The organism is Oceanibium sediminis, assembly GCF_003265325.1.
In the GTDB taxonomy this organism is placed as follows: Bacteria; Pseudomonadota; Alphaproteobacteria; order Rhodobacterales; family Rhodobacteraceae; genus Halovulum; species Halovulum sediminis.
Genome location: NZ_QGNX01000001.1, coordinates 464,947 through 485,379, shown reverse-complemented (window position 1 = coordinate 485,379; position 20,433 = coordinate 464,947). Strand labels below are relative to the sequence as shown.

The window sequence follows — 20,433 nt, the reverse complement described above, 5'->3', positions numbered from 1 at the left end:
GGGGTCAGTGTCGGTTCATGCGGTTTTCGATCAGGTCATCGACAACCGCGGGCTCCGCCAGGGTCGAGGTGTCGCCGAGCGCGCCGAAATCGTCCTCGGCGATCTTGCGCAGGATGCGGCGCATGATCTTGCCCGAACGGGTTTTCGGCAGCCCCGGCGCCCACTGCAGCAGGTCCGGCTTGGCGATCGGCCCGATTTCCGAGCGGACCCAGGCCTCCAGTTCCTTGCGCAGCTCTTCCGAGGGTTCGATCCCGCCCATCAGCGTGACATAGGCGTAGATGCCCTGACCCTTGATGTCATGCGGGTAGCCCACGACGGCGGCCTCGGCCACCTTGGGGTGGGCTACCAGCGCGGACTCGACCTCGGCCGTGCCCATGCGGTGGCCGGAGACGTTGATCACGTCGTCCACCCGCCCGGTGATCCAGTAGTAGCCGTCCGCGTCGCGCCGGCACCCATCGCCCGAGAAGTAGTAGCCCTTGTAGTCGCTGAAATAGGTCTGCACGAACCGCTCGTGATCGCCCCAGACGGTGCGCATCTGCGCGGGCCAGCTGTCCTTGATGCAGAGCACGCCCTCGGCTTCGGTCGTGGTGATTTCCTTGCCGGTGGTGGGTTCCAGGATGACCGGCTCCACGCCGAAGAAGGGGAAGGTCGCCGAGCCGGGCTTCGTCGTGGTCGCGCCGGGCAGCGGGGTCAGCAGGTGGCCGCCGGTTTCCGTCTGCCACCAGGTGTCCACGATGGGGCAGCGGCCGCCGCCGACGACATCGTTGTACCAGTTCCAGGCCTCGGGGTTGATCGGCTCGCCCACGGTGCCAAGGATGCGCAGGCTGGACAGGTCGCATTTCTTGACGAACTCGTCCCCCTTGCCCATCAGCGCGCGGATCGCGGTGGGCGCGGTGTAGAACTGGTTGACCTTGTGCTCCTCGCATACCTGCCAGAAGCGGCTGGCGTCGGGGTAGGTGGGCACGCCCTCGAACATCAGCGTCGTCGCGCCATTGGCCAGCGGGCCATAGACGATGTAGCTGTGGCCCGTGACCCAGCCCACGTCCGCGGTGCACCAGAAGATGTCCCCGTCGTGGTAGTCGAACACGTATTCATGGGTCATCGAGGTATAGACGAGGTACCCGCCCGAGGTATGCACGACCCCCTTCGGCTTGCCCGTGGAGCCGGAGGTGTAGAGGATGAACAGCGGGTGCTCGGCCTCCACCTCGACCACGGGGCAATCGTCCGAGACGTCAGCCTCAAGCTCGTCCAGCCAGAAATCGCGGCCCTCTTTCATCGGAACGTCGCCGCCGGTGCGGCGCACGACCAGCGCCTTGCAGGTGCCGTTCAGCTTGTTCAGCGCCTTGTCGGCATTGGCCATCAGCGGCGTGTTGCGCCCGCCGCGCGGGGCTTCGTCCGCGGTGATCACGACCTTGGCTTGCGAGCCGTCGATCCGGTCCGCCAGCGCGTCGGCGGAAAAGCCGCCGAAGACCACGGAATGGATCGCGCCGATCCGCGCGCAGGCCAGCATGGCATAGGCCGCTTCCGGGATCATCGGCATGTAAAGCACGACACGGTCGCCCTTTTCCACGCCCATGCCCTTCAGGACGTTCGCCAAGCGGCAGACTTCGCGGTGCAGCTCGCGGTAGGTGATGTGCTTGGAGTCGGCCTTTGGATCGTCCGGCTCCCAGATGATCGCGGTCTGGTCGCCCCGGGTTTCCAAGTGCCGGTCGACGCAGTTCGCGGCGACGTTCAGCGTGCCGTCCTCATACCATTTGATCGACACATCCGGGTAAGCGAAGCTTACGTCCTTCACCTTTGTGTACGGCTTGATCCAGTCGATCCGCTTGCCCTGCTCGCCCCAGAAGGCATTGGGGTCCGAGACGGACTCGGCGTACATCTTTTCGTAGGTGGCGGCGTCCGCGTGAGCGTGGGCCGCCATCTCTGGCGATGGCGGATATGTCTTGTTCAGCATCATTCCCTCCAGGGGTCGTCAGTTTCTTCTATCTCGCCCGCGGAAGGCGGACATTCAGATGGCGAGGTATTCTTCGCGAAGTTCGTCGTTCTCAAGTACCTCTTGAGCCGATCCATCGAAGACCACCTGTCCCATGTCAAGGATTACGGCGCGATCGGCAAGCTTCAGGGCGGCGATGGCGTTCTGCTCGACGATAACCGTGGTCATGCCGAGGTTCTTGATCTCGATCAGGGTGCGCTCGATCTCCTGCACGATGACGGGGGCGAGGCCCTCGTAAGGCTCGTCCAGCAGCAGCAGCTTGACGTCGCGGGCCAGTGCGCGCCCGATGGCCAGCATCTGCTGCTCGCCGCCCGACAGGGTGACGCCTTCCTGCTTGCGCCGCTCGCCAAGGCGGGGGAACAGCTCGTAGATCCGCTCGATCGACCAGCCCTTCGGCGGGGCGATCTGGGCGAGTTGCAGGTTTTCCTCGACCGTCAGGCCGGGGATGATCCGCCGATCCTCCGGCACCAGCGCGACCCCGGCTTCAGAGGCCTGGTAGGCCTTCATGTTGTGCAGCGGCTTGTGGTCCAGCCAGATCTCGCCATGGGTCAACTGCGGGCTGTCGACCCGCGCGATGGCGCGCAGGGTGGACGTCTTGCCCGCCCCGTTGCGCCCCAGCAGGGCCAGGATCTCGCCCTCGTGGATGTTGAAGCTGACACCTTGCACGATGTAGCTTTCGCCGTAGTACGCCTCGACGTTGTAGGCCGAGAAATAGGCCGGTTCCTTGCGGGCCATATGGCTGGCGCTTGCGCGGGTGTAATCGTCATCGAGCAGGGTCATACCTGTGCCTCCCCAAGATAGGCTTCGCGGACCTTCGGGTGGCCCTTGATGTTTTCCGGAACGTCTTCGACGATCACGTGGCCCTGCGCCAGGACGCTGATCTTGTCGGCCAGGCTGAAGACGACGTGCATGTCATGCTCGATCACCACCTTGGTGATGCCACGGGTTTCCCCGATATGCTTGAGCAGGTCGATGGTGCGGTTGGTGTCCGCGCGCGCCATGCCCGCAGTCGGTTCGTCCAGCAGCAGCAGCTTCGGCTCCTGTACCAGGCACATGGCCATTTCCAGCCGCCGCTTGTCCCCGCGGGACATTTCGCCCGCGTGCTGGTGGCGCTTGTCGGCCAGTTGCACGTCCTTCAGCGCTTCTTCGGCCTTGTCGCGGATTTCGGATTCACCGGCGACGCGGGCGAAGGGGTTCAGCTTGTAGGCGCCGTCGCGCTTGGCGAAGGCGGGGATCATCACGTTTTCCAGCGCGGTGAGATCGGTGAAGATCTCGGGCGTCTGGAACACGCGTGAGACACCGTGCTGGTTGATCTCATGGGGTTTGCGGCCCAGCAGGCTTTTACCGTCGAACATGACCGAGCCGGTATCGGGCGTCAGCCGCCCGACGAAGCAGTTGAGCAAGGTGGACTTGCCCGCCCCGTTCGGCCCGATGATCGCGTGAACCGTGCCCGCTTCCACGTTCAGGTTCACCCTGTCCAGCGCCTGTAGTCCACCGAAGCGCTTGTTGACGTTCTGTACTTCCAGAATTCCCATGACGCTTTTCCTTATTCCGCAGGTGTGGAGGCGGTGGACTTCTTGTCGCCGGTGGCGTCGGCCTTGCGGCCCTTGCCCCGCACCCAACGTCCGATCCGCTGTCCGCCTTCGACCAGCCCGCCGGGCAGGAAGATGACCACCAGCATGAACATGATCCCCAGGGTCAGGTGCCAGCCCTTGCCGATGAAGGGGTAGATCATGCCGACCACAAGGTCCTCAAGCCCATCCGGCAGCCAGTAGAACCACTGGTGCAGGATGCTCTCGTTGATCTTGGAGATGATGTTTTCCATGTACTTGATGAAGCCCGCGCCCAGCACCGGCCCGATCAGCGTGCCGGCCCCTCCGAGGATGGTCATCAGGACCACCTCTCCGCTGGCGGTCCAGAACATGCGCTCGGGGCCGACCTGGGTGTCCATGGCGACCAGCAGGCCACCGGCCAGGCCAGCGTACATGCCGGAGATCACGAAGGCCGCCAGCGTGTAGGGTTTGGAGTTCAGCCCGGTGTAGTTCAGGCGCTGCTGGTTGGATTTCACCCCGCGCAGCATCATCCCGAAGGGCGAGCGGAAGATCCGCATCGAGGTGTAGAAGGCCACCAGCATCAGCGCGGCCGCGAAGTAGTAGCCGAAGTTGAAGGTGAACAGCCAGTTGCCCAGCGCCAGCTCGTAGCTGTCGCGCATTTCCAGCCCGAACAGCCCGGCGGAGGGGGTCGCCCCCGGCGCCAGCGCGGCGTCCAGGATGCGCGGGTCGTTGACCTTGGGCTGCAGGCCGGTTTCCCCGCCGGTGATCGGCGTCAGCACCGAGTAGGCCATGGCGAAGGACATCTGCGCGAAGGCCAGCGTCAGGATCGAGAAGTAGATGCCCGAGCGCCGCAGGCTGATGAACCCGACGACCAGCGCAAACACACCGGCGATCGCGACCGAGGCGATGATCGCGGGGATCACGTTCATGGTCAGCAGCTTCATCATCCAGATCGCCGCGTAGGACCCGACCCCCAGGAAGGCCGCGTGCCCGAAGCTGAGGTAGCCTGTCAGCCCGAACAGGATGTTGAAGCCGATGGCGAAGATCCCGAAGATCACGAAGCGCTGCATCAGGTCGGGATAGCCCGCGTTGAACTGCGCCAGCCCGGAGCCTTCGGGGAAGGGGTTCAGGATGAAGGGGGCAAGGATGGTCATCAGCGCGACGATGATGAACAGCCGCATGTCTTTCTTGTCGAGTTTCAGCATGTCTCAGTCCTCCATCACGCCTTTGCGGCCCATCAGGCCACGGGGGCGGGTGAGCAGCACGATGATGGCCACCAGGTAGATGATGATCTGGTTGATCCCCGGCAGCACGTTCAGCACCTGGCTCATAGAGGCGAAGCTTTCCAGCACACCGAGCAGGAAGCCCGCCGCCACCGCCCCGCCGAGCGAGCCCATGCCGCCGACGACAACCACCACGAAGCTGAGGACAAGGAAGTCCATCCCCATGTGGTAGTTGGGCGAGTTGATCGGCGCGTACATCACCCCCGCAAGCCCGGCCACGCAGGCGGCCAGCGCGAACATGATCGTGAACCGCTTGTCGATATTGATGCCCAGCAGGCCGACGGTTTCGCGGTCCGCCATGCCGGCGCGCACGACCATCCCGAAGGTGGTGTAGCGCAGGAAGGCGAAGACCCCGGCGATGACGACGGCCGCGAAGCCGAAGTAGACCAGCCGCCAGTAGGGATAGATGATCGTGCCGGGATCGAAGCCCAGCAGCGCGCCGAAGTCGAAGCTGCCCGAAAAGGCGGACGGGGCGGGCGTCGGGATCGGGTTGGCGCCGTAGAAATACTTGATGATCTCCTGCAACACGATGGCCAGGCCGAAGGTGACCAGGATCTGGTCCGCGTGCGGGCGCTTGTAGAAGTACTTGATCAGCCCGCGCTCCATCACCAGGCCGACGAGGATCATGATCGGGATCGCGAAAAGGATCGCCAGCGGGACCGACCATTCGATGACGGTGCCCGCGACCTCGGGCCCGAACCAGCCCTCGATGTAGGGCGTTTCGACCTTCAGCGGATTGCCGAGGAAGTCCTTCTGCGTCTCGTCGATCGTAATGAAGGACAGGGTCAGCAGCTTGTTCAGGGTCACGGCGCAGAAGGCGCCAAGCATGAATAACGCGCCATGCGCGAAGTTGACGACCCCCAGCGTGCCGAAGATCAGCGTCAGCCCCAGCGCGATCAGCGCATAGGCGGAGCCTTTGTCCAAGCCGTTGAGGATCTGGAGGATTATCGCGTCCATCGGTCCCACCCTTCAGGAATTTCGGAAATCCCGCGCCAGCCAGCAGGCACGGGGCAGGGGTCGCGGGGGTGGCCTTCACCTCCCCCGCGGCGGCCGCGTGATGCGGCCGCCCCCCATTTTTCAGCTTGTGAGGCTTATGCGCCCGGGTTGCAGGCGCCCAGCTGGCCACCGGCGAACTGCGGGTGGTCCGGGGCGTAAGTGACCTGCGCCACCGGCGTGACTTCCACGATCTCCAGAAGGTCGAACTCGGAGGTCGGGTTCTCTTTCCCGCGCACGACCAGAACGTCCTTGAAGCACTGGTGATCCTCGGCGCGGTACAGCGTCGGGCCGTTGCCCAGGCCGTCGAACTCGTAGCCTTCGAGCGCTTCGACAACCGCGCAGGGGTTGAAGGACCCGGCCCGCTCGACCGCATCGGCGTACAGCAGCGCCTGCACGTAGCAGGTGTGCGCCGCCTGGGACGGCGGGAAGCCGTACTTGGTGCCGAAGGACTGGACGAACGCCTTGGAAGCGTCGTCGGTCAGCGACCAGTGCCAGTTGGTGGAGCCGAAGATTCCCTTCACGTTGGCGCCCGCACCTTTCGCCATAAGGCGGGAATACAGCGGCACCACGATCTCGAAGTTCTTGCCGTTCACCATCCGGTCGCGCAGGCCGAACTGCACCGCGTTGGTTAGCGAGTTCACCATGTTCGCGCCGTAGTGGTTCAGCACCAGCACGTCCGCGTCGGACTGAAGCACCGGCGTGATGTAGGCCGAGAAGTCGGTCGCGGCCAGCGGGGTCTTGACCGCTTCCACGGTCTCCCAGCCCAGCGCCTCGGTCGAGGAGCGGATGGCTTCTTCCGTCGTGTAGCCCCAGTTGTAATCCGCTGTCAGGTGATAGGCCTTGCGATCTGAACCGTAGTTGCGCTCCAGCACCGGCGCCAGGGCGGCGCCCGACATGTAGGAGTTGAAGAAGTGACGGAACCCGTTCGCCTTCTTGTCCTTGCCGGTTGTGTCGTTGGAATGGGTCAGGCCGGCCATGAAGATGACGCCGGCTTCCTGGCACAGGGCCTGCACGGCCACCGCCACCCCGGAGGAGGAGCCGCCGGTGATCATCACCGCGCCGTCCTTCTCGATCATCGACTTCGCACTGGCGCGCGCGGTGTCCGACTTGGTCTGCGTGTCACCGGTGACGTACTCGATCTTCTTGCCGAGGATGCCGTTGCCCTGCAGCGCCTTGGAGCTGAAGGTGTTCATCATCCCGCCGTCGCCCCCGCCGTTGAGGTGCTCGACGGCCAGCTCATAGGCGCGCAGCTCGTCGGCGCCTTCGTCGGCGTAGGCGCCGGATTGTGGCACGTTGAACCCCAGCGTGACCGAGCTGCCCGTTGGCTCGTTCGTGAACGCGTTGGCACGGCCTGTGAAAATCGTCGGCATGGCAAGACCGGCGCCCAAGACGGCACCGGACTTCAGCAGTCCGCGACGGTCCAGTTTAAACCCTGGCATTGAAATCCTCCCTAGGAATTATGTGTTCCGCCTTTGTTGGCGGTGGGTGGGTATGGTTCCCCGTCGCCGATTATGGGGGCAGTCGGTCAATTCTCAAATAAAGTGTTGCAATCAATCGGCTTTCTTGTAAATGATTTGCAATGCTGCGGTGCAATGTTGTAAATATATTTGCAATGCGCCGCACCAACGCCTTTAAAAAAGGGGGCTTCGGGCAGTGGCGACCCAGCTTGCAGGCAGGCGAATCCGCGAAGCGCGCCGCCGCGCGGGGCTGACCCAGGCGGCGCTGGCGCGGGCCGCCGGGATCTCGCCCTCCTACCTCAACCTGATCGAGCATAACCGCCGCAGAATCGGCGGCGCGGTCCTGAACGCCATCGCCGCCGAGCTGGACGCGCGCCCCTCCGAGTTGGCCGAAGGCGCGGATCCCGCGGTGATCCAGGACCTCGTCGCCGCCGCCGCCGAGTACCGCAACACCGGCGCGGACCCGGCCAGCGCGCAGGATATCGCCGCGCGCTACCCCGAGTGGGCGGCGCTGATCGCGGACCTGCTCCGCCGCACCCGCGACCAGGCGGACGTGATCGCGGCCCTGTCGGATCGGCTGACCCACGACCCCCTGCTGGCCGAGAACGTGCACGCGATGCTCAGCCACATCACCGCCGTGCGCTCCACCGCGGGCATTCTCAACTCGGTCGAGGATATCCCCCCGCTCCAGCGCCGCCGCTTCCTGGAAAACCTGACCGCGGAAAGCGAGCGCCTGTCGATCACCGCGGAAACCCTGGCCCGCTTCCTCGGTGCGGACGACCGGCCCGACAAGAGCGCCGCCACCTCCGAGGAAACGCTCGATCACTTCCTCGGCCGCCACGGGCAGGCCTTCGACGCGCTCGACCGCGAGGCGGACGCGGCCGCCGGCTTGCCCGACCCGTTGTTCGAGCGGCGGATCCTCGGCGTCGTGGGCGAGATGCTGGACGGCGCGGACCAGGCCGTCTCGGGCGAGGCGCGGGACCTGGTCCACCGGCACCTGACGACCTATGCGCGCGACGCGCGGCGAATGCCGCTCAAGGTTTTCGCGGACGCAGCGCGCGAAGCGGACTGGGATCCGACCCGGCTCTCCGCCGCGTTCGGGGTCGATATCCCCGGGGTCTTCCGCCGGCTCGCCGTGCTGCGCCGCCCCTGGATCGAGGCGCCGCGCTTCGGGCTGATCGTCGTAACGGCCTCGGGCTATCCGTTGCTGCGCTACCCGACGCCGGATTTCGCGCTGCCCCGACACGGCAACGCCTGCCCGCTCTGGCCGGTGTTCCAGGGCTTCGCCCGGCCCGGCCTGCCGCTGCTGTCGGCGATGGAGCATGACGCCGGCAACCGCTTCGTCACCTACACCCACGCTGCGCCCCGCGCCCCGGCCAGCTTCGGCCAGACCCCGGATATCGCGTCCGCCATGCTGTTTGCATCCGAGGGCCAGGTCACCGCCCGCGCCACCGGCCCGGTGGCCCAGGTCGGCACAAGCTGCAGGATCTGTACCCGAACGTCCTGCCCCGCCCGCACCCAGGCGGCACTGGTCTGAGCGGTGCGCCCCCCTTCCAAAGTCCCCAAATATCCCCGCCGGAGGCATCGGCGCAGCCCCGCGCGCGGCCCTCAGAAACGGGCGCGCCGCGGCACCTTCACCGCCAGCATCGGCTTCAGCAGCGGGCTGGCGAACCGCCTAAGGTCCAGCGCCTCATGCACGCCGACCACCGTCTCTCCGTGGATGCGCGATTTCACGACCGAGCGGGTGTAGAACGGCGCATCCAGCATCGCCTGTACCTGGTAGGGTTGCGTGCCCGCGTCCGCCCGGGTCTCGCGCCGCACCAGCCACTGGCTTCGGGCCAGCCGTGCGCGGGGCGGCGGGTCCATCACGCTGACGGAGCCGTCGCGCGCGAACTTCAGCGCCACGTCCAGCGTGCTGCCGTCGCGCCGGGTGGCGTCGTAAAAGGCCGCCGCGCCGTCCTTCATGGGCATCCGCGCCCAGGTCCAGTAGCTGAAATCCGCCTCCAGCGCGCGGGTGCCGAAGTTGGCGTCGAAATAGCCGTGCCCTTCCCAGCGCCAGCCGGGCCGCGCAATATCGACCGAGATCCGCGCGTTGGGTGCGAAGGGCCGCCAGACATGCGCGCCGCCGGGGTCCAGCGCCACCTCGATCGCGGTGACGGCCTCGGGGGACAGGCGCACCCGGCCCCGGATGCGCTGCACGTGGGGGACCGAGAACTCGTTGATATCGATCACCAGCGCATCACCCTCCCAGGCCATCTGGCTGGGGCCGACCTGGAACACGTCCGGCGTCTGGCGCACCGCGCCCGCGCCGCGCTCGGTCATCGTCCAGCGCCCGCCGGGGCCGTAGGTGGCGACGTTGATGCAGCAATGATCCAGCGGGCGTTTGCGCCCGGCCCAGCGATACCAGGGCGAAAAGACCGAGCCTATGAAGCCGATGATCGAGATACCGCGGAGGCCGTCGTCCGAGAGTCCGTCGACGTACCACCAGGCATAGCCGTCCGCCGCGACATGGATATCGAAGCGCGGTCGGCCATGATCGCCGCGGCCGCTTGCCGCCCGGACAGGGCTGCCATCGGCACCCCCGGCCCCGGGTGCACCGCGCCCCCCGCCAGGTACAGGCCCGGCAGCGCGCTGCGCGCCCGTGGCCGGCGGAACGTCGCCATCATCCCGTGCGGGCTGGTCCCGTAGATCGCCCCGCCGGTCCCCGGAAACAGCGTCGCGAAGTCCCAGGGGGTGGTCAGGGCGTTCTCCGCCTCGGGCGGGCTCAGGTGCAGGCCCGCCTCGGCCAGGCGGTTGAAAACCATCGTCTCGCATTGGCGGATCTCCTGGTCTGTGGGGGTGATGACGTCGCCGTTCGCCGGGGCGTTCATGATGATCTGGAAACGCTCCGGCCCGCCCGGCGCGTCCGCCGCCAGCCGGTCCTGCGCGCAGACATACAGCGTGGGGTCCTTCGGGCGGCGGCCGATGCGGAACAGCTCGTCGAACTCCGCGCGGGGATCGTCCGAGAAGCAGACGTTGTGATGTGTCAGCGGCGCGGCGCCCGGATCCGCGGCAAAGGTCCACACCCAGGCCGAGAGCGAGCGTTTGCCCCGTGGCCGCGGCGGGGTTGCGGGGCGGATGTCATCGCCCAGCAGTCCGTCGGCCAGCGCGGCGGGGTCGCCGTTGAACAGCACGCTGGCGGCGTCCAGCACCTCGCCATCGGCCAGTTCCACATGCGCGGCGCGCCCGTCCGCCAGCCGGATGCGCCGTGCCGTGCTGCGATAGCGGAAGGTCACGCCGCGTGCCTTGGCCATCGATTCCAGCGCGCGGGCGACGGCGTTCATGCCGCCCGCTACACAGGACACGCCGGACGCCTCCGCGTGCCAGATCAGCGCCAGGATGCCCGGGCTCAGGTAGGGCGAGCCGCCGACATAGGTGGCGTAGCGCCCGAACAGCTGGCGCAGGCGCGGGTCGCTGAAACCGTGGTCCAGCATCCCCGCGAAGCTGCGGTGCGGGGCCATGTCGCGCAACAGCCCGCCTGCGCGGGGCAGCGTGGCGCGGGTGACGGACAGGGGTGTCGGGTCGGCGGCGGTCATCACCGGGTCGCGCACCGCGTCGAACAGGCGGCGGGCGCGGGCGTTGAAGCGGTCGAACTGCCGCGCCGCGCGCCCGCCGAAGGCTGTGCCGATCGCCTCGCGCGAGTGCGCGGCGTCGGCGAAAAGGTCGAGCGTGGGTGCGCCGCGCCAGTGGTGGCGGGCGATGATCCCCAGCGGGTGAAGGGTCAGGTGCTCTTCCAGCGACTCGCCCAGCGAGTCGAAAAGCTGCTCGAACACCCAAGGCATGGTGAAAACCGTCGGCCCCGCGTCCACCGGCCCGGCGGGCGAGGGCAGGGTGCGCATCTTGCCCCCCGGCGCTGCGGCGCTTTCCACGACGGTCACGTCAAACCCGTTGTGGGCCAGCTCCAGCGCAGCCGTCAGCCCGCCGATACCGGCACCGATGACGATGATCCGCTGGGTCTTCAACGGCAAGGGCTTGCCTTCCTCCCACGGGCCGCGATTGACAGGCTGGCGGGTTTGTGTCCACACTAATTGACAGAAGGCTGTCATATAATTTGGACAGTTTCAATAAATAGCTCCGATGACAGGGAGGTCCGAGATGCCCCAGCGGATTGAAAAAGCGCTCGCCGAGGCGCTCGCCCGGCCCAGCGGGGCCAGCGCCCCGCCAAAGCTTGCGGCGGCCTTGCAGCACGCGATCTTTCCCGGCGGCGCGCGGGTGCGCCCGCAGCTCAGCCTTGCCGTGGCCGAGGCGTGCGGCGACGACCGCCCCGCGCTGTCGGACGCCGCCGCGATCAGTATCGAGCTGATCCACTGCGCCTCCCTCGTCCATGACGACATGGCTTGTTTCGACGACGCGGACCTGCGCCGGGGGCAGCCCACGGTGCATACCAGGTTCTCTGAGCCGATCGCCCTGCTGACGGGCGATGCGCTGATCACGCTCGCCTTCGAGGTGCTGGCGGAGGCGGGGGCGGCCAGCCCCGAACGCCTTGCGCCGCTGATCCTGGCGCTGGCGCGGCACACCGGGATGCCCCATGGCATATGCGCCGGGCAGGGGTGGGAAAGCGAGCCGACGGTCGATCTGTCGCTGTACCATCGGGCCAAGACCGGCGCGCTGTTCGTCGCCGCGACGACCATGGGCGCGCAGGCCGCCGGGGCCGATCCCGCCCCCTGGGTCGAGCTGGGCGCGCGCATCGGCGAGGCGTTCCAGGTTGCCGACGACCTGCGCGACGCGCTGTTGAGCGAGGAGGAGCTGGGCAAGCCCGTCGGCCAGGATGCGATCCACGACCGCCCCAACGCGGTGTCCGAACTCGGCCTTCGGGGCGCGGTGCAGAAGCTGCACGACATCCTTTCCGGGGCCATCGCCTCGATCCCGTCCTGCCCGGGCGAGGCGCGCCTGTGCGAGATCGTCTCGGCGCAGGCCAAGCGCCTGACGCCGGTGGAATTCGCCCGCGCGGTCGCATGACGCTGTCGCTGCATCCGCCAGCGGATGGGCGCGGGATACTCACCCGCCTTGGGGATCGCCTGAGGCGGTGGCGGGACGGGCGGATCGCCGATCCCGCCTTCCAGGCTTGGGCCGCGCGCAACCCGCTGACGCGGCGCGTCGCCAACCGGCAGGCGGAACGGCTTTACGACCTGGTCGCCGGGTTCACCTATTCCCAAACGCTGCTGGCGGTGGTGCAGCTCGACCTGCTGCGCAAGCTCGCGCCCGGCCCGATGCGTGCCGAGGAACTGGCGGCGGGCACGCCGCTGTCGCCCGTAGCGATGACACGGCTCGCCCAGGCCGCCGCAGCGCTGGACCTGCTGACCCGGCGCGGCGGGCGGTACGGAATTGGCCCCCTTGGCGCGGCGCTGCTCGGCGCGCCGGGGGTGGAGGACATGATCCGCCATCACCCGATGTTCTACCGCGACCTGGAGGACCCGGTGGCGCTGCTGTCCGCGCAGCATGGCTCGACCGAACTGTCGCGGTTCTGGGCCTATGTCGCCCCCGGCGCGGGCGGCGTCGCCGCGCCCGAGGCGGCGGCCTATTCGCGCCTGATGGCGGCCAGCCAGGCCATGGTCGCGGCCGAGACGCTGGCGGTCTGTCCCCTGAAGGGCGTGCGTCACATGGTGGATGTCGGCGGCGGAGAGGGCGCTTTCCTGATCGCCGCGCTGCAGGCGACGCCGGGCCTGACCGGCACCGTCTTCGACCTGCCCGAGGTCGCGGCACGCGCCACGGTGAAGCTGCAACACGCCGGCCTGTCCGGCCGGGCCAGTGCTGAGGGCGGCAGTTTTCTGGACGGATCGCTACCGCAAGGGGGCGATGCGATCTCGCTGGTGCGGGTGCTCTATGACCATGACACGGAGGTGGTCGAGGCCATCCTCGCCGCGGTCTTCGCCGCGCTGCCGCCCGGCGGGCGGCTGATTCTGTCTGAGCCGATGTCCGGCGGGGCGGCCCCGACGCGCGCGGGGGATGTGTACTTCGGGCTTTACACCGCCGCGATGACCAGTGGCACACCCCGCGCGCCGGAGACACATCGCGCGCTGCTGCTGGCCGCAGGCTTTGCCGATATCCGCCTTTGCAAGGCGCGTCAGGGCTTTATCACGCGCGTCCTGACGGCGCGCAGGCCCGGCTGAGCACAGCCGGACGTCGACATAAAGCGTAATGCTGAATTGACATTACAAACTGTCAGCTTAAAGTGACATAAAGCAAAACTGCGACATCCGGTCGCGCGGCATGTCGCGCAGCCTGATCACCAGGGAGGAGGGATCGCAATGCAAACCAACGCTGTCCTGATGCGTGGCCCCCGCGAAATCTCGGTCGAATCGGTCGCTTTGGACGGACCCGCCGTGGACGACGTGGTTGTCCGAATCGATCACTCCGGAATTTCCACCGGCACCGAGAAGCTGTTCTGGTCCGGCCGTATGCCGAATTTCCCCGGCATGGGCTACCCGCTGGTCCCCGGTTATGAATCCGCGGGCGAGATCGTCGAATGCGGCGCCCTTTCCGCGATGAAGCCCGGAACCCGCGTCTTCGTTCCCGGCGCCAGCTGCTTTGGGCCGGTGCGCGGCCTGTTCGGCGGCGCGGCGCAGACGCTGGTAACAGGGGCGGATCGCGTGGTGCCCATCGACAGCACGCTGGGCCCCGAGGGGGCGCTGCTGGCGCTGGCCGCGACCGCGCGCCACGCGGTTGCCGGGCTGAACACCGCCCTGCCGGACCTGATCGTGGGCCACGGCGTGATGGGCCGCCTGCTGGCGCGCCTTACCCTGGCCGCCGGCGGCCGCCCGCCCGTCGTCTGGGAAAAGGAAGCACGCCGCCGCGCGGGGGATTTTCCCTACCCGGTCCTGCATCCCGACCAGGACGAAAAGCGCGACTACAAGGCCATCTACGACGTCAGCGGCGACGGCGAGGGGCTGAACGCCCTGATCACGCGCCTCTCAAAGGGGGGCGAGATCGTCCTGGCTGGCTTCTATCCCGAACCGCTCAGCTTTGCCTTTCCGCCCGCCTTCATGAAGGAGGCGCGCCTGCGCGTCGCGGCGGAATGGACGGCGCAGGACATGCTGGCCACCCGCCTGCTTGTCGAAAGCGGCGACCTCAGCCTTGACGGGCTGGTCACGCACACCCGCGACGCCGGCGATGCGCCCGGCGCCTACCTGACGGCGTTCGAAGACGCCGACTGCCTGAAAATGATCTTGAACTGGAAGGGGTCAGCATGACCGCCCTCGACGACCGTGTTCCCGTCCTGACCGAGGACAGCATCGCCGACAATGACCGGCGCCTGCGCGAAGAAGCGTCCGAACCCACGCTGGAGGTGCCGAGCGCGCCGCCCACGAAAAAGACGCAGATCATCGCGATCTACGGCAAGGGCGGCATCGGCAAATCCTTCACCCTGGCCAACCTCAGCCACATGATGGCCGAGCGGGGCAAGCGGGTGCTGTTGATCGGCTGCGATCCGAAATCCGACACGACCAGCCTGCTGTTCGGCGGCAAGGCCTGCCCGACGATCATCGAGACATCGACCAAGAAGAACCTGGCCGGGGAGCCGGTACAGATCGGCGACGTGTGCTTCAAGTCCGGCGGCGTCTTCGCGATGGAGCTGGGCGGCCCCGAGGTGGGGCGCGGCTGCGGCGGGCGCGGCATCATCCACGGCTTCGAACTGCTGGAGAAGCTGGGCTTTCACGACTGGGATTTCGACTACGTCCTGCTCGACTTCCTGGGCGACGTGGTCTGCGGCGGCTTCGGCCTGCCGATCGCGCGGGACATGGCGCAGAAGGTGATCGTCGTCGGCTCGAACGACCTGCAATCGCTTTACGTGGCCAACAACGTCTGCTCGGCGGTGGAATACTTCCGCAAGATGGGTGGCAATGTCGGCGTGGCCGGCATGGTCATCAACAAGGACGACGGGACGGGTGAGGCGCAGGCCTTCGCCGATGCGGTCAACATTCCCGTCCTCGCCGCGATCCCGGCGGATGACGACCTGCGCAAGAAATCGGCGAATTACCAGATCGTGGGCACCGACGCGGGCCCCTGGGGCGCGCTGTTCGGGGAACTGGCCGACAACGTGGCCGAGGCCCCGCCGACGCATCCCAGCGCCCTGACGCAGGACGAACTGCTTGGCCTGTTCTCCGCCCATGATACCGGCGCGGACGTGGTGCTGGAGCCTGCAAGCGATGCCGACATGCGCGGCAAACACGCCAAACCCGTCAAGAGCCTGGAGGTCGTTTACGACGATGTTTGACCTCGACGCCCTAGAGACGCTGGAAAGCGGCTTACGCACCGTGACGCAGCGGGAAGTCCCCCGGACGCCACCCGCGCAAGCCCCAAAGCCGAAGGCTGAGGCGCCACAGGGCTGCCCGCACCTAGCCCGAATCCGGGCAGGGGGTTCGGCATGAGCGATGAGCTCAAGTACGATCGTTCCGACGATGTGCCGGTGCTGACCGGCGCGTCGGTCGACTCCGCAGCGCCCACCCCGCCGCAGGGGGGCGACGGCATGGGCTGTCATGCCGGTGCGGATGAAATGCGAAATGCCGCGGAAATGGCCGGGAAGTCGGACATTCTGGAGCAATACGCAAAGGACTACCCGACTGGCCCGCACGACAAGCCGCAAAGCATGTGTCCTGCATTCGGGTCCCTTCGGGTAGGGCTGAGGACGCGGCGGGTGGCGACTGTTCTCTCTGGTTCAGCCTGCTGCGTCTTCGGCCTGTCATTCGTGTCCCACTTCTACGGCGCGCGCCGCAGTGTCGGCTACGTGCCGTTCAACTCGGAATCCCTGGTGACGGGCAAGCTGTTCGAGGATATCCGCGAGGCGGTGCACCAGATGGCCGACCCGGATCGCTACGACGCGATCATCGTTACCAACCTGTGCGTGCCAACCGCCAGCGGCGTGCCGCTCAGGCTGCTGCCCAAGGACATCAACGGCGTCAGGATCGTCGGCATCGATGTGCCGGGCTTCGGCATTCCCACCCATGCCGAGGCGAAGGACGTGCTGGCAGGCGCCATGCTCGCCTATGCCCGGGCAGAGGTGAAGGCCGGACCCGTCCCCGCGCCCGAGCGGGCCCGCTCGGACCGGCCCACCGTGACCTTGCTGGGCGAGATGTTCCCGGCCGATCCGATGAGCATCGGCGCGATGCTGGAACCGCTCGGCCTTGCCGCCGGGCAGACGGTGCCGGTGCGCGACTGGCGCGAGCTTTACGCCGCGCTCGATTGTTCCGCCGTCGCCGCGATCCACCCCTTCTATACCGCCGCCGTGCGCGAGTTCGAGGCGGCGGGCCGCCCGATCCTCGGCTCCGCCCCCGTGGGCGTCGAGGGGACGGAGGCGTGGCTCAAGTCCGTCGCCGACCTGCACGGCATTGCCTCGATCAAGGTCGATGCGGCGCTGAACGGCCTGCTGCCCGCGATCCGCGGGGCGCTGGACGGGGCGAAGATCGACGGCACGATCACCCTGTCGGGCTACGAGGGCTCGGAACTGCTGGTGGCGCGCCTGCTGATCGAAAGCGGCGCGAATGTCCCCTACGTGGGCACCGCCTGCGCGAAATCGCCCTGGTCGGCGGAAGACGCCGCCTGGCTGCGGGATCGCGGCGTGAGCGTGAAATTCCGCGCCTCGCTTGAGGATGACTGCGCCGCGATGGAGGGCGTGAAGCCCGACCTCGCCATCGGGACGACGCCCGTGGTGCAGAAGGCGAAAGAGCTTCGCATCCCCGCGCTCTACTTCACCAACCTGATTTCCGCCCGCCCGCTGATGGGCTCCGCCGGGGCCGGGTCGCTGGCACAGGTCGTCAATGCGGCGATGGGCAACAAGGACCGGATGAACCGCATGGCGGATTTCTTCGACGGTGTCGGCAGCGGCGATACCGCTGGCGTCTGGGAAGGCGACCCCGAACTGCGCCCGGACTTCCGCGCCCGCAACGTCAAGAAGATGGAAGCCCGCGCCCGGGCCGCCAAAGCGGCGGAGATGATCTGATGGGCACGCGACTGGCATATGACACGGGGGGCGGATCATGCTGATCGAAGATCATGACCGCGCCGGGGGCTATTGGGGGGCCGTCTACGCCTTCACCGCGATCAAGGGATTGCAGGTCGTCATCGATGGCCCCGTGGGGTGCGAGAACCTGCCCGTCACCTCCGTCCTGCACTATACCGACGGGCTGCCGCCGCATGAGCTGCCCATCGTCGTCACCGGACTGGGCGAGGAGGAACTGGGCCGCGAGGGCACCGAAGGCGCGATGAAGCGCGCTTGGAACACGCTCGACCCGGCGTTGCCTGCCGTTGTCGTGACCGGCTCCATCGCCGAGATGATCGGCGGCGGCGTCACGCCGCAGGGCACCAACATCCAGCGGTTCCTGCCGCGCACCATCGATGAGGACCAGTGGGAATGCGCCGACCGGGCGATGACCTGGCTCTTCACCGAATTCGGCATGACCAAGGGGCGGATGCCCCGCCAGCCGAAACGGCCTGAGGGCGCGAAGCCACGGGTCAACATCCTGGGGCCGATGTACGGCACGTTCAACATGCCCTCGGACCTAGCCGAGATCCGCCGCCTTGTCGAAGGCATCGGGGCAGAGGTGAACATGGTGATGCCACTCGGCTGCCATATCGCCGACATGCCGAAGCTGGTGGATGCCGACGCCAATATCGTGATGTACCGCGAGTTCGGGCGCGGCCTGGCCGAGGTGCTGGGCAAACCCTACCTGCAAGCGCCCATCGGGATCGAAAGCACCACCGCTTTCCTGGAAACACTGGGCGGGGTGCTGGGCTTGGACCCGGCCCCCTTCATCCAGACGGAAAAGCATTCCACGCTGAAACCGGTCTGGGACCTGTGGCGCTCGGTCACGCAGGATTTCTTCGCCACGGCGAGTTTCGCCATCGTCGCGAACGAGACCTACGCGCGGGGCATCCGCAAGTACCTGGAAACCGACCTTGGCCTGCCCTGCGGCTTCGCCGTGGCGCGGGTTGCCGGAAAGAAGACGGACAACGGCGAAGTGCGCCGCCTGCTGGCAGAGACGCGCCCGCTGGTCGTGCTCGGCTCGATCAACGAGAAGATGTACATGGCCGAAACGGCGGGGGGCTTCGGGCCGAAGCCGTCGTTCATCGCGGCCTCCTTCCCCGGCGCCGCGATCCGGCGGCACACCGGCACGCCCTTCATGGGCTACGGCGGGGCGACCTACTTGTTGCAGGAAATCTGCAACGGGCTGTTCGACAGCCTGTTCCACATCCTGCCGTTGGGCAGTGAGATGGACGAGGGCGCGGCCACGCCCACCACGCTGAAAGCCGATCTGCCCTGGGATGCGGAGGCACAGCGCCTGCTGGACGAGATCGTCGCCCGGCACCCGATCCTGACCCGAATTTCCGCCGCGCGCAGCCTGCGCGACGCGGCCGAGAAAGCCACGCTGGACAAGGGAAGCACCCGCGTCGACGCGGACACCGTCGCCGCCCTTGCCCCGGCCAAGACACAACCCACCGACAGGAAGGAGAACTGAGCATGAATGCACGGTCCCAACACCTCAGCGCGGCCCGATCCCGGGGGCCCAGCGGCCTGGAGTACGGGGTTTATTTCACCCTGGTCTTCGCGATCTCGCTGATCCCGGCCGCGGCCCGGATGGTGGTCCCGAAGGCGGGCCAGCCCCGCAAGTTTTTCGTCACCGACGCCTGGGCCCGGACCCGGGAAGTGACGCCAATGATTTTCTCGTCGCTGTGAGGCGGCGGGATCACGCCATTCGGTGCGCCGCAAAGCACACCGGATAGCTCCGTCCCGCATGGGGCGGGGCACCCTGGCCGCGAGGGTTCCGCGGCATCGGTCTTACGATCCGGAGGATAGTAAATGGCTGAAAATACTGGCCTGTCTTTCACAGGCCTGACCGATGACCAGGCGCAGGAACTGCACAGTGTCTACATGAGCGGGCTGACGCTTTTCAGCGTCGTCGCGATTGTAGCGCACCTCGCGGTTTTCATCTGGCGCCCTTGGTTCTGAGGGGGAACACATCATGGATATGAGCAAGTTTTACAAAATTTGGCTGGTATTCGACCCGCGTCGCGTTTTCGTGGCGCAGGGCGTGTTCCTGTTCCTGCTGGCAGTGATGATTCACCTCGTCCTGCTCAGCACGGACCACTTCAACTGGTTTGAAATCGCAGCAGCAAAGGCCGCCGGGGGCTGACCCTGACGGCTTTTCTGCCGGCGTACTTCAAACCGTTGCAGTGAGCACAAGCTTCGTCGCGGGCGGGCCCTCGGGCCTGGCCGCGGCCATCAGATAACCGAAAATGCGGCCCGCCGCCGATCAGGTTCGCCCGCCGCCCAAACGGAGACAGAAGTATGGCGTTGCTCAGCTTCGAAAGAAAATATCGCGTCCGCGGGGGGACGCTGGTTGGAGGGAGCCTGTTCGACTTCTGGGTCGGGCCATTCTACGTCGGCTTCTTTGGCGTCGTGGGAATGTTCTTCACCCTGCTGGGCGTCGCCCTGATCTTCTACGGGGCGGCCCTCGGGCCGACCTGGAACCCCTGGCTGATTTCCATTCATCCCCCGAAAGTCGAGGCGGGGCTGGCCTTCATGCCGCTCACCGAAGGGGGCTTGTGGCAGATCATCACGATCTGCGCGCTCGGCTCGTTCAGTTGCTGGGCGCTGCGCGAGGTGGAGATTTGCAACAAGCTCGGCATCGGCTATCACGTGCCCTTCGCCTTTTCCGTGGCGATCCTGGCCTACGCGACACTGGTGGTGATCCGCCCGCTGTTGCTGGGGGCCTGGGGTTACGGCTTTCCCTACGGGATCTGGACCCACCTCGATTGGGTGTCCAACGTCGGGTACAACTACGGCAACTTCCACTACAACCCGGCGCATATGATCGCGGTGAGCCTGTTCTTCACCACGACCCTGGCGCTGGCCCTGCACGGAAGCCTGATCCTGTCCGCCACGAACCCCAGCGAAAAGGAAGTCCGATCCCCCGATCACGAGGACACCTATTTCCGGGATTTCATCGGCTACTCGATCGGCCCCCTCGGGATTCACCGCTTGGGCCTGCTGCTGGCGCTGAACGCCGGCCTGTGGAGCGCGATCTGCATCGTCATCTCGGGCACGATCTGGGAAGACCAGTGGCTGTACTGGTGGGATTGGTACCTGAACCTGCCGTTCTGGGCCGACCTGTAAGGAG

At 66.9% G+C, this 20,433-nt stretch carries 19 protein-coding genes; 11 read left to right on the top strand and 8 right to left on the bottom strand.

Features of this window, described 5'->3' with window-relative positions:
- Nucleotides 1-4: 4 nt before the first annotated feature.
- From acs to DJ029_RS02350, 6 genes are all read right to left on the bottom strand, one after another.
- Nucleotides 5-1,954 carry an acetate--CoA ligase gene (gene acs, locus DJ029_RS02375; protein WP_112321311.1) on the bottom strand — a complete coding sequence of 650 codons (1,950 nt, stop codon included), beginning with the start codon at nucleotides 1,952-1,954 and terminating at the stop codon, nucleotides 5-7.
- Between the two features lie 54 nt (nucleotides 1,955-2,008).
- A complete protein-coding gene (locus DJ029_RS02370) occupies nucleotides 2,009-2,728 on the bottom strand; it encodes an ABC transporter ATP-binding protein (RefSeq protein ID WP_232822979.1) in 720 nt (239 codons plus the stop codon).
- A gap of 41 nt (nucleotides 2,729-2,769) precedes the next feature.
- Nucleotides 2,770-3,528 carry an ABC transporter ATP-binding protein gene (locus DJ029_RS02365; RefSeq protein WP_112320716.1) on the bottom strand — a complete coding sequence of 253 codons (759 nt, stop codon included), beginning with the start codon at nucleotides 3,526-3,528 and terminating at the stop codon, nucleotides 2,770-2,772.
- Between the two features lie 11 nt (nucleotides 3,529-3,539).
- Nucleotides 3,540-4,751, bottom strand: a complete 1,212-nt coding sequence (locus DJ029_RS02360) for a branched-chain amino acid ABC transporter permease (RefSeq protein ID WP_112320715.1) — start codon at nucleotides 4,749-4,751, stop codon at nucleotides 3,540-3,542.
- Nucleotides 4,752-4,754: 3 nt separating this feature from the next.
- Nucleotides 4,755-5,786 carry a branched-chain amino acid ABC transporter permease gene (locus DJ029_RS02355; RefSeq protein ID WP_112320714.1) on the bottom strand — a complete coding sequence of 344 codons (1,032 nt, stop codon included), beginning with the start codon at nucleotides 5,784-5,786 and terminating at the stop codon, nucleotides 4,755-4,757.
- Between the two features lie 134 nt (nucleotides 5,787-5,920).
- Complete coding sequence (locus tag DJ029_RS02350; protein WP_112320713.1) at nucleotides 5,921-7,264, bottom strand: substrate-binding protein; 1,344 nt, start codon at nucleotides 7,262-7,264, stop codon at nucleotides 5,921-5,923.
- 214 nt (nucleotides 7,265-7,478) lie between these two features.
- On the opposite strand from DJ029_RS02350, the gene DJ029_RS02345 reads away from it, so the two are divergent.
- On the top strand, nucleotides 7,479-8,819 hold the full coding sequence (locus tag DJ029_RS02345) for an XRE family transcriptional regulator (protein ID WP_112320712.1): 1,341 nt from the start codon (nucleotides 7,479-7,481) through the stop codon (nucleotides 8,817-8,819).
- A 71-nt stretch (nucleotides 8,820-8,890) separates the two neighbouring features.
- Here the strand turns inward: DJ029_RS02345 and crtC are convergent, their stop codons facing one another.
- Nucleotides 8,891-9,721, bottom strand: coding sequence for a carotenoid 1,2-hydratase (crtC, locus tag DJ029_RS02340; RefSeq protein WP_112321310.1), 831 nt, complete (start codon nucleotides 9,719-9,721; stop codon nucleotides 8,891-8,893).
- Entirely contained in the window at nucleotides 9,706-11,289 is a 1,584-nt protein-coding gene (gene crtD / locus DJ029_RS02335; RefSeq protein ID WP_232822936.1) for a 1-hydroxycarotenoid 3,4-desaturase CrtD, read from the bottom strand. Before crtD ends, crtC begins: the two co-directional genes overlap by 16 nt.
- A gap of 127 nt (nucleotides 11,290-11,416) precedes the next feature.
- Between crtD and DJ029_RS02330 the strand changes: the two genes are divergently transcribed.
- From DJ029_RS02330 to pufL, 10 genes are all read left to right on the top strand, one after another.
- Nucleotides 11,417-12,280, top strand: coding sequence for a polyprenyl synthetase family protein (locus DJ029_RS02330; protein ID WP_112320710.1), 864 nt, complete (start codon nucleotides 11,417-11,419; stop codon nucleotides 12,278-12,280).
- The gene (locus tag DJ029_RS02325; RefSeq protein WP_112320709.1) at nucleotides 12,277-13,431 is read left to right on the top strand and encodes a methyltransferase; all 1,155 of its coding nucleotides are present in this window, start codon (nucleotides 12,277-12,279) and stop codon (nucleotides 13,429-13,431) included. The genes DJ029_RS02330 and DJ029_RS02325 overlap by 4 nt, the downstream gene beginning before the upstream one ends.
- A 138-nt stretch (nucleotides 13,432-13,569) precedes the next feature.
- A complete protein-coding gene (bchC, locus tag DJ029_RS02320) occupies nucleotides 13,570-14,511 on the top strand; it encodes a chlorophyll synthesis pathway protein BchC (protein WP_112320708.1) in 942 nt (313 codons plus the stop codon).
- Nucleotides 14,508-15,533, top strand: a complete 1,026-nt coding sequence (locus DJ029_RS02315; RefSeq protein ID WP_112320707.1) for a chlorophyllide a reductase iron protein subunit X — start codon at nucleotides 14,508-14,510, stop codon at nucleotides 15,531-15,533. Before bchC ends, DJ029_RS02315 begins: the two co-directional genes overlap by 4 nt.
- Before the next feature lie 150 nt (nucleotides 15,534-15,683).
- Nucleotides 15,684-17,255, top strand: coding sequence for a chlorophyllide a reductase subunit Y (bchY, locus tag DJ029_RS02310; RefSeq protein WP_112320706.1), 1,572 nt, complete (start codon nucleotides 15,684-15,686; stop codon nucleotides 17,253-17,255).
- 37 nt (nucleotides 17,256-17,292) lie between these two features.
- Complete coding sequence (gene bchZ / locus DJ029_RS02305; protein WP_112320705.1) at nucleotides 17,293-18,771, top strand: chlorophyllide a reductase subunit Z; 1,479 nt, start codon at nucleotides 17,293-17,295, stop codon at nucleotides 18,769-18,771.
- A gap of 2 nt (nucleotides 18,772-18,773) precedes the next feature.
- Nucleotides 18,774-18,989, top strand: coding sequence for a cytochrome PufQ (gene pufQ, locus DJ029_RS02300; protein WP_112320704.1), 216 nt, complete (start codon nucleotides 18,774-18,776; stop codon nucleotides 18,987-18,989).
- 123 nt (nucleotides 18,990-19,112) lie between these two features.
- Nucleotides 19,113-19,262 (top strand): light-harvesting antenna LH1, beta subunit, encoded by a 150-nt coding sequence (gene pufB / locus DJ029_RS02295; protein ID WP_112320703.1) that lies wholly within the window; start codon nucleotides 19,113-19,115, stop codon nucleotides 19,260-19,262.
- Nucleotides 19,263-19,281: 19 nt separating this feature from the next.
- On the top strand, nucleotides 19,282-19,446 hold the full coding sequence (gene pufA / locus DJ029_RS02290) for a light-harvesting antenna LH1, alpha subunit (protein ID WP_112321309.1): 165 nt from the start codon (nucleotides 19,282-19,284) through the stop codon (nucleotides 19,444-19,446).
- A gap of 155 nt (nucleotides 19,447-19,601) precedes the next feature.
- Nucleotides 19,602-20,429, top strand: a complete 828-nt coding sequence (gene pufL / locus DJ029_RS02285; protein ID WP_112320702.1) for a photosynthetic reaction center subunit L — start codon at nucleotides 19,602-19,604, stop codon at nucleotides 20,427-20,429.
- Nucleotides 20,430-20,433 lie beyond the last annotated feature (4 nt).